A 16,322-nucleotide genomic window follows, 5' to 3' on the forward strand; every position below is an offset into this window, starting at 1 on the left:
ACCCAGGCCGTCGGACGCCGCGCGTGGCCACGGTTCTCCCGGTGTGCATCGCCGACTCGCCGCCTGGGCGCTGCGGACGTACTTCCGCCCCGTGCCCTGACAGCCGGGCAGCCGGGCAGCCGGGACCGCTTCTGAAAACGATTGTCATCATGCTACGGTCGTGGCGCTTTCAATCATTTACCAGGCCTTGACCGAGGTGTCCCGTGCGCGTCCCCGCCCGTCTCGTCCCCCTCGCTGCCCTCAGCGCGGCTTCCGCCCTGCTCACCGGCTGCTTCTCCGGTGGGCAGTCGGCCACCGACGACTCCGGGGCAGGGGGCAAGCGCATACGCGTCGCGATGATGCTGCCCCCGCGCTCGGCGCTGTCCCCGCTGTCGGACGACGCCTTCAAGCTGTCGCGCTGGTCCACGGCGGAGACCCTGGTGAAACTGGACGCGGACGGTGACGCCGAGCCGGCGCTGGCCACCGAGTGGACCCAGTCCGGCCGGAGTTGGACCTTCACCCTGCGCGACGGCGTCACCTTCCACGACGGGACGAAGCTCACCGCCGAAACCGTCGTCAACTCCCTCACCAAGGCCGCAGCCGCCTCCCCCAAGCCCCGCATCCTCGACGGCGTCGACCTGACCGCGAAGGCCGACGGCGACAAGGTCACCGTCACCACCGCCACCGAGGACCCCCTGGTCCCGCAGCGGCTCAGCTCCCCGCAGTTGTCGATCCTGGCCGCCAAGGCCTACCGGGGGAAGACCGTCAGCCCCGTCGGCGCGGGCACCGGCCCCTTCGAGCTGACTAAGGTCAACGGCACCTCCTCCGCCGCCCTCGACCGCTACGACGGCTACTGGGGCAAGAAGGCCAAGTCCCCCGGCATCGACGTGCGGTTCGTGCCGGACGGCACCGCCCGCGCCGCGGCCCTGCGCAGCGGCGAGGCCGACATCGTCGAGGCGGTGCCGGTGTCGCAGGCGGCGGTGCTGGACCAGGACCTGATCACCGAGGTGCCCATGCCGCGCACCAACACCCTGTACCTGAACACCGACAAGGGCCCCTTCAAGGACGCCGCGCTGCGGGCGGCGGCACGCGAGGCGATCGACGCCGAGTCGATCGTGAAGGGCGTGTACGAGGGGCGCGCCGATGTCGCCGAAGGGCTGCTCGGCCCCGCCCTGCCGTGGGCGGCCGAGCTGCGGAAGCCGGTGAAGCGGGCCAAGGCCGGCGACCCGGCCGGCAAGACGATCACCATCGGCACCTTCACCGACCGCGCCGAACTGCCCGAGGTCGCCGCCGCGCTGCAACAGCAGCTCCAGAAGGCCGGGTTCAAGGTGAAGCTCGACGTCCGCGAGTACGCCAACATCGAGTCCGACGCGCTGGCGGGCGCCTTCGACGCGTTCATCCTCTCCCGCGCCACCGTCCTCGACTCCGGGGACCCGGCCGCCTACCTCTACAGCGACTTCGCCTCCGACGGCTCTTTCAACATCCCCCAGCTCGCCGACCCGGCCGTGGACAAGGCCCTGAAGAAGGCCGGCGAGACGCCGACCGGCGACGCCCGGCGCAAGGCGGTCATCGCCGCCGAGGCCGCCGTGCTCGGCACGGACGCGGCCGTGCCCATGCTGCACGAGCGCGTGATCCAGGGCGACGCCGCCGGCGTGACCGACGCCGCCCACGACCCGCGCGAGCGGGAGCTGGTCACGGCGGACACCTACGTCAAGTGATAGCCCGGATACGACGGTCGGCCGGCGCCGCCGCGCTGACCCGCCTCCTCTGCCTGATCGCCGTCCTGGCCGCCGTCGGCCTGCTGCCCTGGCTCTCCGGCCGGGACCCGGCACTGGCCGTGCTGCGGGCCCGCTCCGCCGAGCAGGACCCGACGAAGGAAGCCCTGGACTCCATACGACGGGACCTCGGTCTGGACGCCGGCCCCCTGTCCCTGCTGGGCGACTGGGCCGCGGACCTGCTGCGCGGCGACCTCGGCACGTCCTGGGTGTCGGGGACCGAGGTCCTGCCCTCCGTGGTCTCCGGGCTCCAGGTGTCGCTGGCGCTGATGGGTGCCTCGCTCGGCGTGGCCCTGCTGCTGGCGTGCGCCCTGGTCACGCCGGTGCTGGTGCGGGGCCGGGCCTCGGCCGGGGCGTGGGCCGCGATGCTGGCCGCCGTGCCGGAGTTCCTGCTGGCCACGGTCGCGCTGCTGGTGTTCGGGGTGTGGCTGGGGTGGCTGCCGACGTCGGGCTGGATGGGGCCGCAGAACATGGTCCTGCCCGCCGTGGCCCTCGGCGTCCCGGGTGGCGGGCTGCTCGGCCGTCTGGTCGCGGACGCGCTGCCCGCCGTGCTCGACGAGCGGTGGGTGGAGCTGTGGCGGGGCGCCGGGGTGAACCGGGCGCGGATCGCCGGGGCGGCGCTGCGCCGCGTCCTGCCGCCGCTGGTCCCGCAGTTCGGGATGGTCGCCGTGGGGCTCACCGGGGGCGCGGTCGCCGTGGAGACGGTCTTCGCGGTGCCGGGCATCGGCCGCACCGCGCTCGGCGCGGCCAAGTCGCAGGACCTGCCGCTGCTCCAGGGCGCGGTGCTCGCGCTGCTCGCGCTCGGCCTGGTCACGGGCGCGCTGGCGGCGCTCGCCCGGCGGCGGCTGCTGGGCCCGGCCCTGCGTGACGCCTCGCTGGCGCTGCCCCCGGCACGGCCGGTGCGCGCGCACCCAGCGGTCCCGTTGTCGCTGTTCACCGTCCTCGCCGTGACCATCGGCTGGGGCCTGCTGCGCGACCCGTACGCCGTGAACACCACGGCCCGGCTGGCCTCGCCCTCCTGGGCGCACCCGCTCGGCACCGACGGCCTCGGCCGTGACGTGCTCGCGCGCCTCGGCCACGGCGCCGCCTCCACGGTCGGCACGGCAGCGGCCGTCTGCCTGCTGAGCCTGCTGGTCGCGCTCGCCCTGGGCTTCCTGCCCCGGATCGCGGAGGGCGCCGCTGACATCGCCAACGCCCTGCCCCCGGTGATCGTCGGCATCCTGGTCGCGGCGGCCGTCGGCCCGGGCACCGGCGGGGCGGCCCTCGCGGTCGCGCTGATCTCCTGGCCGGCCCTGTCCGCGCACGCGGCGGCGCTGGTGCAGGAGGTGCGCGCGTCGGCGTTCCTGACCGCCCAACGGGCCATCGGGGCGAGCCCGTTCTGGATCCTCACCCGGCACGTCCTGCCGTCGGTGGCCGGCCCGGTCGCCCGCCACGCCCTGCTGCGCCTGCCGGGCATCGCCCTGGCCCTGGCCTCGCTGGGCTTCCTGGGTCTGGGCGCCCAGCCGCCCGCCCCCGAGTGGGGTCTGCTGCTCGACGAGTCCCGCGCCTATGTGGAGCGCGCCCCGTGGGCGGCCCTCGCCCCGGCGGTGGCGCTGGCCCTGCTGGCGGGCCTCGCGGTGTCGGGCGCGGCACTCACACAGGGCCGGAGGGTACGACGAGCCACCCCGACTCCGGTCAAGATGACGAAGGAGGCCCCCGTTGGAGTCTGAGGCACTGCTGTCGGTCCGCGAGTTGCGGATCGCCTTCGACGGGGTCGAGGCCGTGCGCGGCCTGTCCTTCGACGTCCGGCCTCGCGAAGTGCTGGCGATCGTCGGCGAGTCGGGAGCGGGCAAGTCCCTCACGGCGCGCGCGCTCCTCGGCATGCTGCCGCGCGGCGCGACGACGAGCGGGACGATCAGCCCGGACCTCTCGGCCCACCGGGGCCGGCGCATCTCCCTCGTCCCGCAGGACGCCCTGTCGGCCCTGTCGCCCGTGCACCGGGTGGGCGACCAACTCGCCGCCGCCGCACGGTCGGTGGCCGGGATCTCCCGCACCGAGGCCCGGGCCCGGGCGGTCGCGGCCCTGGACCGCGTCGGCATCCCGGACGCGGCACGCAAGGCGCGGGCGTATCCGCACGAGTACTCCGGCGGGATGCGGCAGCGTGCGGTGATCGCCATGGCCACGATCAACGAACCGGACGTCGTGGTCGCCGACGAACCCACCACCGCCCTCGACGAGGAGCGCCGCGACCGGGTGCTGCGCCTGCTCGGCGAGCAGCGGGAGGCGGTCGGCGCCGCGCTCGTCCTGGTCACGCACGACATGGACGCCGTACGCGGACACGCCGACCGGGTACTGGTGATGTACGCCGGGCGCCTCACCGAACTCGGCCCGGCGGACGAGGTGTTGGCCCGTCCTCGCGCCCCCTACACGGCCGGCCTGCTGGCGTCCCTCCCGCAGAACGCGACGGGCCGCCGTCTCCCGGCCCTGCGCGGCACCCCGCCCGCCCCGGGCACGCTCACGCCGGGCTGCGCCTTCGCCCCGCGCTGCCCGCTCGCAGCGGACGCCTGCCACACGGCGGAACCGGAGCCCCGGCAGGTCTCCGGACGCCTGGTCGCCTGCCACCGCTGGGAGGAACTCCCCCACCCGGCCACCGAGTTGTTCCTGAAGGAGGGGCAGCCCGCATGACCGATCCCCTGCTCGACGTCCGCGACCTGGTCGTCCGCTACGGCCCGGTCACCGCCGTGGACGGCGTCTCCTTCACCCTGGCCGCCGGCGAGACCCTCGCCCTGAACGGCCCGTCCGGCTGCGGCAAGTCCTCCACGGCCCTGGCGGTACTCCAGCTGCCCCGCCCGGCCGCAGGTGAAGTGCATTTCGAGGGGCGGGAGTTGACGTCCCTCACCGAACGCGAACTGCGCCCGCTGCGCCCCCGTATGCAGCCGGTCTTCCAGGACCCGTACGGCTCGCTGAGCCCCCGCCACCGCATCCGCGACGCCATCGCCGAACCCCTGAAGATCCAAGGCCGCTGGCATCCCGCCGACGGCCCGGCCCGGGTCGCCGAACTCCTCGACCGGGTCGGCCTCGACCCCGCGTACGGTGACCGCCGGCCGCACGAACTCTCCGGCGGCCAGTGCCAGCGCGCCGGCATCGCCCGCGCCCTGGCCTCCGAACCGCGACTGCTGGTGCTCGACGAGCCGGTGTCGTCACTCGACCCGTCGGTACGCGCGGGCGTGCTGAACCTGCTCGCCGACCTCCAGGACGACCTGGGCCTCGGCTACCTGTTCATCTGCCACGACCGGGCGGTCGTACGGCACTTCGCGGACCGGGTCGTCGAGATGCGCGAGGGGCGCGTCGGCGTCACTTCGGGGTAGCGGCCTCGATCACCTGGCGGAGCCCCTCGGCGAGCTGGCCGGCCTCGGGCGCGCTCTTCGGATCGAAGGTCCACTGCGCCATGAGCCCCATCATCAGGGTCAGGTAGAAGTAGCCGACGGTGTCCACCCGCTCCTCGGGGATGTCGTCCTCGCTGCCGCCGTGGAAGAGCGTCACGATGCCGCGCGCACCCTCCCGCTGGGCCCGCGCGAGATGCTCCCGCACCTCCGGCAGCTGGTCCCCCATGGCCACGATCTCCATACTGAGCCGCCACATCGAACCGGGCTCCCGCATGGTGGAGATGATGTTCGCCCACACCTCGGTGAACCGCTCCAGCGACCCCGGCTCCCCGCGCAGCTCGCCGCCTCCCTCGAAGGCGTCGGACATCCCCTCCACCATCTCGACGTACGCCTGTGCCAGCAGCGCGTCCTTCGAGCCGTAGTGGTAGCCGATCGACGCCAGGTTCGTCCCCGATTCCTTGACGATGTCGCGCGCGGTGGTGCGCAGGAAGCCCTTCGCCAGCAGGCAGCGCTTCGCGCCTTCCAGCAGATCCTCACGGTGTCCCATGGCTCGTCACCCTACCCCGGTATCCAGACATCCGTATTAAACAACCGTACTAGACAAGCGTTTAATACGCCCGTACAGTCCTGCCCCATGACGACGAACCCCAACCCGCCGGCCCGCGCCGGCCGCCGCGAATGGACGGCGCTCGGCGTGCTGATGCTGCCGTTGCTGCTGGTCTCGATGGACGTGTCCGTCCTCTACTTCGCGATCCCCGCGATCAGCGCCGACCTGGAACCGAGCGCCACCCAACAGCTGTGGATCTTCGACATCTACGGCTTCGTCCTGGCCGGCCTGCTGATGACGATGGGCTCGCTGGGCGACCGCATCGGCCGCCGCAGGCTCCTGCTGTTCGGGGCCGCCGCCTTCGGCGCGGCCTCCCTGGTCGCGGCCTACGCGGACAGCGCCGAGACGCTGATCGCCGCCCGCGCGGTCCTCGGCATCGGCGGCGCGACGCTGATGCCGTCGACGATGGCGCTGGTGCGCACGATGTTCACCGACCCCGGGCAGCGCACCAAGGCGATCGGTGTGTGGTCGGGTGTGATGACGGCCGGCATCGCGCTCGGCTCGGTCATGAGCGGGGTCCTCGTCGAGCACTTCTGGTGGGGCTCGGTCTTCCTGGTCAACCTGCCCGCGATGGTGCTGCTGCTGGTCCTGGGGCCCGTCCTGCTGCCCGAGTCGAGGAGCCCGGGTCAGGGCCGCTTCGACTGGCTGAGCGTTCCGCTGTCGATGGCGGCGGTGCTCCCCGTGATCTACGGCCTGAAGGAGCTCGCGTCTCAGGGCTGGAACGTGCGGTACGTCCTGTCGGTGACGGTCGGCCTGCTCTTCGCCGCGCTGTTCGTCCACCGCCAGCGCACGGCCGTGTCCCCGCTGATCTCACCGGCACTGTTCCGGAGCCGCGGCTTCACCCCGGCCGTCGTCCTCAACCTCGTCGCCGCCTTCGGCATGATGGGCTCGGCCTACTTCACGACCCAGTACATCCAGTCGGTCCTGGACAAGAGCCCTCTCGAAGCAGCGCTGTGGAGCCTGCTGCCGTCGGTGCCCATCGGACTGGCGGCCCCGGTCAGCGCCCAGCTCGTGCAGCGCGGCGTCCCCCGCGCGTACGTCGTCGGCGCAGGCTTCGCGATCACCGCGGTCGGCTACGTACTGCTGGCCCTGGTCGGCACGGACTCCCTCTGGCTGCTGCTGGCCGCGTGTGCCGTCCTGGCCTGCGGTGTCGTCGCCGTCATGTCCCAGGTGGCCGACCTGGCCCTGAGCGCCGCCCCGGTGGAGAAAGCGGGCGCGGCCTCGTCGCTGCTGGAGACCGGCACGGAGTTCGGCGGCGCGCTGAGCATGGCGTTCCTCGGCTCCATCGGCACGGCCGTCTACCGCCATGAGATCCCGGCCTCGGCGCCCGGTCCGGCCCGCGAGACACTGGGCGGCGCCCTGGCCGTCGCCGACCGGCTTCCGGGGCGCGCGGGGGACGCCCTGGCGGCGGCGGCACGCGAGGCCTTCACCAGCGGGATGCACGCGGCGGCGGTCACGAGCGCGGTGCTGCTGGTCGGGGCGGCGGTGGCGGCGACGGTGACGCTGCGGCGGGTCCGGGTACGGGAAAACGCCGGACGAGCTGATCAACTCAGCCCGTCCGGCGTGTGAAGACGAACCCGTTCGGGGCGAACGGGGTCCGGGGGCGTCAGCCCCCGGGATGCATCAGACCAGGTTCACCGAACGAGCCGAGGTCGCACCGATCTCAGCCGCCACTTCGGCCAGCACACCGGAGGTCACCGTGTCGTCCACGGTCAGCACCGCCAGCGCCTCGCCGCCGGCCACGGCCCGCGACACCTGCATACCGGCGATGTTGATGCCCGCCTCACCGAGGATGCGGCCCACCGTGCCGACGACACCCGGCCGGTCCTCGTACTTCAGGACGACCATGTGCTCGGCGAGCGCGAGGTCGACGTCGTACTCGCCGACGGCGACGATCTTCTGCAGGTGCTTGGGGCCGGCGAGCGTGCCGGAGACCGACACCTCCTCGCCGTCGGCGAGGGTGCCGCGCACGGTGACGACGTTGCGGTGCTCGGTCGCCTCCGAGCTGGTGGTCAGCCGCACCTCGACGCCACGCTCCTGGGCGAACAGCGGGGCGTTGACGTACGACACCGTCTCGTCGACGACGTCCTCGAAGACACCCTTGAGGGCGGACAGCTCCAGCACCTTCACGTCGTGCTGGGTGATCTCGCGGTCCGCCTCGACGTCGAGGCGGACCGCGACCTCACCGGCGAGCGCGGTGAAGATCCGGCCCAGGCGCTCGGCGAGCGGCAGGCCCGGCTTGACGTCCTCGGCGATGACGCCGCCCTGGACGTTCACCGCATCCGGCACGAGCTCACCGGCGAGCGCGAGGCGCACCGAGCGGGCGACGGCGATACCGGCCTTCTCCTGCGCCTCGTCGGTGGAGGCACCGAGGTGCGGGGTGGCGACGACCTGGTCGAACTCGAAGAGCGGGGAGTCCGTGCAGGGCTCCTTCGCGTACACGTCGAGGCCGGCACCGGCGACCCGGCCCTCCTTGAGCGCGGAGTACAGCGCCTCCTCGTCGACGATCCCGCCGCGCGCGGCGTTGACGATGCGCACGCTCGGCTTGACCTTGCGCAGCGCCTCGTCGCCGATCAGACCGAGCGTCTCGGGGGTCTTCGGCAGGTGGACGGTGATGAAGTCGGAGACCTCGAGCAGCTCGTCCAGCGACAGCACCTTGACGCCCATCTGCGCGGCCCGGGCCGGCTGCACGTAGGGGTCGTAGGCGACGACCTTCATGCCGAAGGCGGACATGCGCTGCGCGACGAGCGCGCCGATGCGGCCGAGGCCGACGACGCCGAGGGTCTTCTCGGCCAGCTCCACGCCCGTGTACTTGCTGCGCTTCCACTCGCCGTTCTTCAGCGCGGCGTTGGCCTGCGGGATGTTGCGGGCGGTGGCGAGGAGGAGACCGCAGGCCAGCTCGGCGGCGGTCACGATGTTCGAGGTGGGGGCGTTGACGACCATCACGCCGGCCTTGGTGGCGGCGGAGACGTCCACGTTGTCCAGGCCGACGCCGGCTCGCGCGACGACCTTGAGCTTCTTCGCGGCGGCGATCGCCTCGGCGTCGACCTTGGTGGCCGAACGGATCAGGATCGCGTCCACGTCGGCGATGGCGGGGAGCAGTTCGGCCCGGTCCCCGCCGTTGCAGTGCCGGATCTCGAAATCCGGGCCCAGCGCGTCGACGGTGGCAGGCGACAGCTCTTCAGCGATGAGTACGACTGGTTTCGAGCTCACGTGAGTCCTCACAAGTCCAATGCTGCGGACGGCCGTCCCGACGGCCGCAGGCGGTGGAGGGGGCTAGCCGCGTGGAAGACGCACGACGCTGTGGGCCTGACGCGTATGTAATGCAGCAGTCTAGTGGCGCCGAGGGCGTCGTCTTACGCCGCTGCGGAAGGATCACCCGTCCGTGGCCGGACGGGATGGACAACGCCGTACCACCGACGTTACCCCGGGTCAGCCGAAAGGGCCGGAGCCTGTCGCTCCGGCCCTTTCGGCCGTGAGGCTTACGCCTCCTCGTCGACCCAGCTCATGAGCTTGCGCAGCTCCTTGCCGGTGGTCTCCAGGAGGTGCTCGGAGTCCTGGGTCTTGTACTCGTTGTACTTCTTCAGACCGCCGTGGTACTCGTCCATCCACGCCTGGGCGAAGGTGCCGTCCTGGATCTCGGCGAGGACCTTCTTCATCTCGGCCTTGGTGGCGTCGGTGATGATGCGCGGGCCGGTGACGTAGTCGCCCCACTCGGCGGTCTCGGAGATCGACCAGCGCATCTTCTCCAGGCCGCCCTCGTACATGAGGTCCACGATGAGCTTCAGCTCGTGCAGGCACTCGAAGTAGGCGATCTCCGGCTGGTAGCCGGCCTCGGTCAGCGTCTCGAAGCCCGCCTTCACCAGCGCGGCCGTACCACCGCAGAGGACGGCCTGCTCACCGAACAGGTCGGTCTCGGTCTCCTCGGTGAAGGTCGTCTTGATGACGCCGGCGCGGGTGCCGCCGATGCCCTTGGCGTACGACAGGGCCAGCGCGAAGGCGTTGCCGGTGGCGTCCTGCTCGACGGCGGCGATGCAGGGAACGCCGCGGCCCTCCTCGTACTGGCGGCGGACCAGGTGGCCCGGGCCCTTCGGGGCGACCATGCAGACGTCCACGCCGGCCGGGGGCTTGATGAAGCCGTACCGGATGTTCAGGCCGTGGCCGAAGAACAGCGCGTCGCCGTCGTTCAGGTTGGGGGCGATGTGCTCCTCGTAGACCTGCGCCTGGATCGGGTCCGGGACGAGGATCATGATGACGTCGGCCTCGGCGGCGGCCTCCGACGGCGTCACCACGCGCAGGCCCTGCTCCTCGGCCTTGGCCTTGGACTTGGAGCCCTCGTGCAGACCGACGCGGACGTCGACACCCGAGTCACGGAGCGACAGCGCGTGGGCGTGGCCCTGGCTGCCGTACCCGATGACCGCGACCTTGCGGCCCTGGATGATGGACAGGTCGGCGTCGGCGTCGTAGAACAGCTCGGCCACTTTGGGTTCTCTCCTCGGGAGTGCAGGTGTTGCGTCCCACCGTATGACGGGGGGCGGAAGGGAAGTCTGAGGGTCTCGGAATACGGGCGGCCGGCGGCGCGCCGACCGCCCGTTTCAGGTCTTAGGCCGACCGGTCCAGGGCGCGCAGCGACCGGTCCGTGATGGAACGGGCTCCACGGCCGATCGCGATCGTGCCGGACTGGACGAGCTCCTTGATGCCGTACGGTTCCAGCATCTTGAGCATGGCGGACAGCTTCTCGCCGGATCCGGTGGCCTCGATGGTGACGGCCTCCGGGGAGACGTCGACGGTCTTGGCGCGGAACAGCTGGACGATCTCGACGATCTGGGAGCGCGTCTCGTTGTCGGCGCGCACCTTCACCAGGACGAGTTCGCGCTGCACCGCCTGCGACGGCTCCAGCTCGACGATCTTCAGCACGTTGACGAGCTTGTTGAGCTGCTTGGTCACCTGCTCCAGCGGCAGGTCCTCCACCCCCACGACGATGGTGATCCGGGAGATGTCGGGGTGCTCGGTGACGCCGACGGCGAGCGAGTCGATGTTGAAGCCGCGGCGGGAGAACAGCGCGGCGATCCGGGCGAGGATGCCGGGGGTGTTCTCCACCAGGACGGAGAGCGTGTGCTTGGACATGATCTCTTCGGTCTCTCTCGCTCAGTCGTCTTCGTTGTCGCCGAAGTCGGGGCGGACGTCCCGGGCGGCCATGATCTCGTCGTTGGAGGTGCCGGCGGCGACCATCGGCCAGACCATCGCGTCCTCGTGGACGATGAAGTCGACGACGACCGGGCGGTCGTTGATCGAGTTCGCCTCCTCGATGACCTTGTCGAGGTCGTCCGGGGACTCGCAGCGGATGGCGTAGCAGCCCATGGCCTCCGACAGCTTCACGAAGTCGGGGACGCGGGTGCCGCGGGCCTCGGGGTTGACGTCGTCCGGGCCGGAGTGCAGCACCGTGTTGGAGTACCGCTGGTTGTAGAAGAGGGTCTGCCACTGGCGGACCATCCCGAGGGCGCCGTTGTTGATGACGGCGACCTTGATCGGGATGTTGTTCAGGGCGCAGGTCGTGAGCTCCTGGTTGGTCATCTGGAAGCAGCCGTCGCCGTCGATGGCCCAGACGGCCCGCTCGGGTGCGCCGGCCTTGGCGCCCATGGCGGCCGGGACGGCGTAGCCCATGGTTCCGGCGCCGCCGGAGTTCAGCCAGGTGCCAGGCTTGTCGTACTCGATGAAGTGGGCGGCCCACATCTGGTGCTGGCCGACGCCCGCCGCGAAGATCGTGCCCTCGGGCGCGAGCTTCCCGATGCGCTCGATGACCTGCTGCGGGGAGAGCGAGCCGTCGCCGGGCTGGTCGTAGCCGAGCGGGTAGGTCTCACGCCAGCGGTTCAGGTCGTTCCACCACATGCTGTAGTCGCCCTGGTGGCCCTCGCTGTGCTCCTTCTGCACGGCCTGGATCAGGTCGGCGATGACCTCGCGGGCGTCGCCGACGATCGGCACGTCGGCGGCGCGGTTCTTGCCGATCTCGGCCGGGTCGATGTCCGCGTGGACGATCTTGGCGAAGGGCGCGAAGCTGTCCAGCTTGCCGGTGACGCGGTCGTCGAAGCGGGCGCCGAGCGCGACGATCAGGTCGGCCTTCTGCAGGGCGGTGACGGCGGCCACGGAGCCGTGCATGCCGGGCATGCCGAGGTGCTGCGGGTGGTCGTCGGGGAACGCGCCGAGCGCCATCAGGGTGGTGGTGACCGGCGCGCCGGTGAGCTCGGCGAGGACCTTCAGCTCGGCGGTGGCCTTGGCCTTGAGCACGCCGCCGCCGACGTACAGCACCGGCCGGCGGGCCTGGGTGATCAGCTTGGCGGCCTCGCGGATCTGCTTGGCGTGCGGCTTGGTGACGGGCCGGTAGCCGGGCAGGTCCATGGTGGGCGGCCAGGAGAACGTGGTCTTCGCCTGCAGGGCGTCCTTGGCGATGTCGACCAGGACCGGGCCGGGGCGGCCGGTGGAGGCGATGTGGAACGCCTGCGCGATGACCCGCGGGATGTCCTCGGCCTTGGTGACGAGGAAGTTGTGCTTGGTGATCGGCATGGTGATGCCGACGATGTCCGCCTCCTGGAAGGCGTCCGTGCCGATCGAGGCGGAGGCGACCTGGCCCGTGATCGCGACCAGCGGCACCGAGTCCATGTGGGCGTTGGCGATCGGCGTGACCAGGTTGGTGGCGCCCGGTCCGGACGTCGCCATGCAGACGCCGACCTTGCCGGTGGCCAGCGCGTAGCCCTCGGCCGCGTGACCGGCGCCCTGCTCGTGGCGGACCAGGACGTGGCGCACCCTGGTGGAGTCCATCAGCGGGTCGTAGGCCGGGAGGATCGCACCGCCGGGAATGCCGAATACCGTGTCGGCGCCGACCTCCTCGAGGGAGCGGATGAGGGACTGCGCGCCCGTCACCTGCTCGGGGGCGGAGTGCTGTCCTCCGGATCGGGGCCGGGGCTGCGGGTGATGGGCCCCGGTGGCCTGCTCGGTCATCGGCATTCTCTTCTCAGATGCTGAGGGTTTTTTGCGAAGGTTGTACGGTTTTCGGCTGTTGCACGGAAGGCGCCCGTGCAACAAAAAACCCCTCGTGCCATAAGGCAAGCGAGGGGAGCGCGCCGGGTGGGGTCGCTGAGCGGTCGAGGCTCAGCGTCAGCCGACGCGCTTTCCAAGTACGAGAATTCGGGTGCGCATGGCACAGACCCTCCCCCCGGCACGCACTCACTGTCAAGTGGGTGGGACGGGAGTCTCATTATGTGAGCGGAGGGCCGTGCCGCCTCCGATGACGGCGGACACACCCGAGCTGTACACCCGCGAGGCACCGCCCGCGAACACCGGTTCGGCCGGTTCGTGCGGCACCGGATAATGGCCGGAAGCGAGCGCCCGGCGCAGCCGGTACTCGTCGAGCGGCCCGGAGAATGCCATCCCCTGCCCGTGGGTGCAGCCCATCGCGCGCAGGGCGACGACCTGCTCGGGCAGATCCACCCCGTCGGCCACGGACTGCAGCCCCAGGTCGCCGGCGATGCGCAGCAGCCCACTGGTGATCTTGTGCAGACGGGCCGACTCGACGACGCCCTCGACCAGACTGCGGTCGAGCTTCAGCACGTCGACGGGCAGCCGCCTGAGGGCCGTGATCGCCCCGTAGCCACTGCCGAACCCGTCGAGGGCGATCCGGACCCCGACCCGCCTGAGGGCACCCAGACGCCGCTCCAGCTCGTCCAGGCCGGTCCTGGGGTCGGCGTCGGACAGCTCGATGATCAGCGACCCGGACGGCAGTCCGTGCCGGGTGAGCAGCGCCTCGATCGAACCGAGCGGCATCGACCGGTCCAGCAGCCGGCGGGCGCTCATCCGGACGACGACCGGCGCGGACAGCCCGGTCCCGTGCCGTTCGGCGGCCTGCTCGACGGCCTCCTCGATCATCCAGCGGCCCAGCTCGGCGGTCTTGTCGCTGTCCTCGGCCACGCGCAGGAACTCCGCCGGGGTGAACAGCACCCCCTGCGAGGAGCGCCAGCGCGCCTGCGCGGACACCGACGCGATCCGGCCGTCCTCCAGGGACACCACCGGCTGGTGCAGCAGGGTGAACTCACCGTCGTGCAGCGCGGCCCGCAGGCGCGTGGCCAGCTCCGCCTTCCGCACGACGTCCTGCTGCATCTGCGGCTTGTACAGCTCGACGCGGCCCTTGCCGCCGGCCTTGGCGCGGTACATCGCGAGGTCGGCGTTGCGCAGCAGCTCGCCCGCGCCGAGGCCGGCCTCCGCGAAGGCCACACCGATGGAGGCGTTGACACGGACATCGTTGCCGTCGATGAGGTAGGGCTGGGACAGCGTCGTCCTGAGACGGTCGGCGAGCTCCAGTATGTGCCGCTGCCGCGCCTCGCGGTCGCGGGTGTTGTCCCCGACGATCAGGGCCGCGAACTCGTCGCCGCCCAGCCGGGAGGCGGTGTCGCCGTGCCGGACGGAGTCCTGGAGGCGGCGGGCGGCCTGGACGAGCAGCTCGTCCCCGGCCTGGTGCCCGATCGTGTCGTTGACGGCCTTGAAGCCGTCCAGATCGATGAACAGCACGGCCGTGTTCCGCAGGGCCACACCCCGGTCGGAGGCGCGGCGGCCCGACAGGGCGTGCTGGACGCGCTTGGTGAACAGGGCGCGGTTGGGCAGGTCCGTGAGCGGGTCGTGCTCGGCGTTGTGCTGCAACTGGGCCTGGAGCCGGACCCTTTCGGTCACGTCCCTGCTGTTGAAGATGAGGCCGCCGTGATGCCGGTTGACGGTCGACTCGACGTTCAGCCAGCCTCCGTCACCCGAGCGGAATCGGCACTCGATGCGCGTAGTGGGTTCCTCGACCGGGTCGGCGGCGAGGAAACGCCGCACCTCGTGCACGACGCAGCCCAGATCCTCGGGGTGGATGAGGTTGGCCAGTTCCGTGCCCACCAGCTCCTCCGCCGGACGGCCGTACACACCGGCTGCGGCCGGGGAGACGTACCTCAGGACACCGCTGGGTGCGGCGATCATGATGACGTCGCTGGAGCCCTGTACCAGGGAGCGGAAGTGGTTCTCCTTCTGGGCCAGTTCCTGGGTGAGGGTGATGTTGTCGAGCAGCATGATGCCCTGGCGCACCACCAGCGCGAGCACGACCGTGCCGCCGGTGAGCAGGACCACGCGGTCGACGCTGCGGCCGTTGAGCACGTTGTAGAGGATCCCCAGGGTGCACACGGCCGCCGCGAGATACGGCGTGAGGGCGGCGAGCGAACCGGCGATGGGCCGGGCGGCCGGATACCGGCCGAGTTCGCCTCCGGGCAGGGGCACATGGTGGTGCGGGCCGCTGCGCTGCCCGGGCACGTGCTCGTGCACCACGCGCGTGTGCCCTGCCGTGCTCTGCCGGTCCGGGCCGTGCCGGTCGCTGTCCGGCGTGCGGGGCCCGGCCCACGGGGCGTAGGCCAGGAGCAGCGAGCCGGCGAACCAGCCCGCGTCGAGCAGCTGGCCGGAGTGGTAGTCGTGGTGCATCAGCGGTGAGGTGAACAGGGCGTCGCACATCACGGTCAGCGCGAGCGCGCCGATCGCGGTGTTGACGGCGGAGCGGTTCACCGCGGACCGCCTGAAGTGCAGCGCGAGCACCATGCTCACCAGCGCGATGTCGAGCAGCGGGTACGCCAGCGACAGCGCGGTGTGCGCCACGCTCGGCCCTTCGGACTTCGCGGCCTGGGCGAGGGCGAGGCTCCAGGCCAGGGTGAGCAGCGAGCCGCCGATCAGCCAGGCGTCCAGCCCGAGGCAGACCCAGCCGGCCTTGGTGACCGGCCGCTTGGCGAGCACGAGCAGCCCGACGATCGCGGGCGGGGCGAAGCAGAGGAAGAACAGGTCGGCGTAGCTGGGACTGGGCACGGGCTGTCCGAGGACGACCTCGTACCACCCCCAGACCAGGTTGCCCAGGGACGCCATGGCCGAGGAGAGGCCGAACAGCAGCCAGGCGGGTCGAAAGCGGGTGTCGCGGCTGCGGGCGTAGAGGAAGCACGACACGGCGGCGGTGGCCGCCGCGGCGCTCAGCCCGAAGTCGCCCATGATCAGGGCCAGTTCGCCCGAACCCCAGCCGAGCGCGGAACCGACGGCGTATCCCGCGCAGACCAGGGCGAGGACGAGTTGGAGGGCCGGGCCCGGCCGGGGGCCGGGGGCCGGCGTGCGGGGCAGCAGCGCCCCGGGGGACGGAGGCTGTGCCCGCAGCGCTCCGTCGAGCGTGGGCGCGGGGGTCGGCGGCGCGCTCACCGGACCCTCCCGGTCCGCGCCGCTCCCGGGTCCTGTCGGCCCCGGTGCGCCGGCTGGGCATGCCTTCTGCGGCTGCCGGGCCTGCGGCGGTGATGGCTGTGGTCGGTGTGGTGGTCGCTGTGGTGGGTGTGGTGCCCGCCGTGATCGGCGTGGTGACCGCGTCTGCCCGCGGCCGTCCGCCAGGGTCGCCGCCGGCAGCCCCGCCCCGTCGGATCGCTCGTCCATAGGCCGTGCATCGCCTGTCGCCCCCCTCACAGTCCGAAGTGTCCATCCCCGGCGCCGAACGGTCCGCGGCGCAGCCCCTGTCGGGACGATACACCAGTCTCGTCACTCAGGGACATAGGTTCT

Annotated in this window: 11 protein-coding genes; 5 read left to right on the forward strand and 6 right to left on the reverse strand. The window is 71.8% G+C overall.

The window, feature by feature from the left end; all coding sequences use genetic code 11:
- Positions 1-203 precede the first annotated feature (203 nt).
- The 4 genes from MQE23_RS13670 to MQE23_RS13685 are packed head-to-tail and all read left to right on the forward strand — an operon-like array spanning position 204 to position 5,101.
- The gene (locus tag MQE23_RS13670) at positions 204-1,697 is read left to right on the forward strand and encodes an ABC transporter substrate-binding protein (protein ID WP_243379282.1); all 1,494 of its coding nucleotides are present in this window, start codon (positions 204-206) and stop codon (positions 1,695-1,697) included.
- The gene (locus MQE23_RS13675) at positions 1,694-3,463 is read left to right on the forward strand and encodes an ABC transporter permease subunit (protein ID WP_243379283.1); all 1,770 of its coding nucleotides are present in this window, start codon (positions 1,694-1,696) and stop codon (positions 3,461-3,463) included. Before MQE23_RS13670 ends, MQE23_RS13675 begins: the two co-directional genes overlap by 4 nt.
- On the forward strand, positions 3,453-4,418 hold the full coding sequence (locus MQE23_RS13680) for an ABC transporter ATP-binding protein (protein WP_243379284.1): 966 nt from the start codon (positions 3,453-3,455) through the stop codon (positions 4,416-4,418). Before MQE23_RS13675 ends, MQE23_RS13680 begins: the two co-directional genes overlap by 11 nt.
- Positions 4,415-5,101 (forward strand): dipeptide/oligopeptide/nickel ABC transporter ATP-binding protein, encoded by a 687-nt coding sequence (locus MQE23_RS13685; protein WP_243379285.1) that lies wholly within the window; start codon positions 4,415-4,417, stop codon positions 5,099-5,101. Before MQE23_RS13680 ends, MQE23_RS13685 begins: the two co-directional genes overlap by 4 nt.
- Here the strand turns inward: MQE23_RS13685 and MQE23_RS13690 are convergent.
- Complete coding sequence (locus MQE23_RS13690) at positions 5,088-5,666, reverse strand: TetR/AcrR family transcriptional regulator (protein WP_020271496.1); 579 nt, start codon at positions 5,664-5,666, stop codon at positions 5,088-5,090. The two genes, MQE23_RS13685 and MQE23_RS13690, sit on opposite strands and share 14 nt — an antisense overlap.
- Before the next feature lie 87 nt (positions 5,667-5,753).
- Here MQE23_RS13690 and MQE23_RS13695 point away from each other — a divergent pair, with 87 nt between their 5' ends.
- Positions 5,754-7,295: an MFS transporter gene (locus MQE23_RS13695; protein ID WP_020271497.1), complete on the forward strand. Its 1,542-nt coding sequence runs from the start codon at positions 5,754-5,756 to the stop codon at positions 7,293-7,295.
- Positions 7,296-7,349: 54 nt separating this feature from the next.
- Here MQE23_RS13695 and serA read toward each other — a convergent pair whose 3' ends face one another.
- The 5 genes from serA to MQE23_RS13720 all read right to left on the reverse strand — a co-directional run bounded on the left by serA (position 7,350) and on the right by MQE23_RS13720 (position 15,974).
- Positions 7,350-8,939 (reverse strand): phosphoglycerate dehydrogenase, encoded by a 1,590-nt coding sequence (gene serA, locus MQE23_RS13700; RefSeq protein ID WP_243379287.1) that lies wholly within the window; start codon positions 8,937-8,939, stop codon positions 7,350-7,352.
- Between the two features lie 269 nt (positions 8,940-9,208).
- A complete protein-coding gene (ilvC, locus tag MQE23_RS13705; protein WP_020271499.1) occupies positions 9,209-10,207 on the reverse strand; it encodes a ketol-acid reductoisomerase in 999 nt (332 codons plus the stop codon).
- Between the two features lie 121 nt (positions 10,208-10,328).
- Positions 10,329-10,853, reverse strand: a complete 525-nt coding sequence (gene ilvN, locus MQE23_RS13710; RefSeq protein WP_010048631.1) for an acetolactate synthase small subunit — start codon at positions 10,851-10,853, stop codon at positions 10,329-10,331.
- Positions 10,854-10,874: 21 nt separating this feature from the next.
- The gene (locus MQE23_RS13715; protein WP_243379288.1) at positions 10,875-12,722 is read right to left on the reverse strand and encodes an acetolactate synthase large subunit; all 1,848 of its coding nucleotides are present in this window, start codon (positions 12,720-12,722) and stop codon (positions 10,875-10,877) included.
- 231 nt (positions 12,723-12,953) lie between these two features.
- Complete coding sequence (locus tag MQE23_RS13720) at positions 12,954-15,974, reverse strand: EAL domain-containing protein (RefSeq protein ID WP_243379289.1); 3,021 nt, start codon at positions 15,972-15,974, stop codon at positions 12,954-12,956.
- Between the last annotated feature and the right edge of the window lie 348 nt (positions 15,975-16,322).

The organism is Streptomyces sp. HP-A2021 (assembly GCF_022807935.1).
In the GTDB taxonomy this organism is placed as follows: Bacteria; Actinomycetota; Actinomycetes; order Streptomycetales; family Streptomycetaceae; genus Streptomyces; species Streptomyces afghaniensis.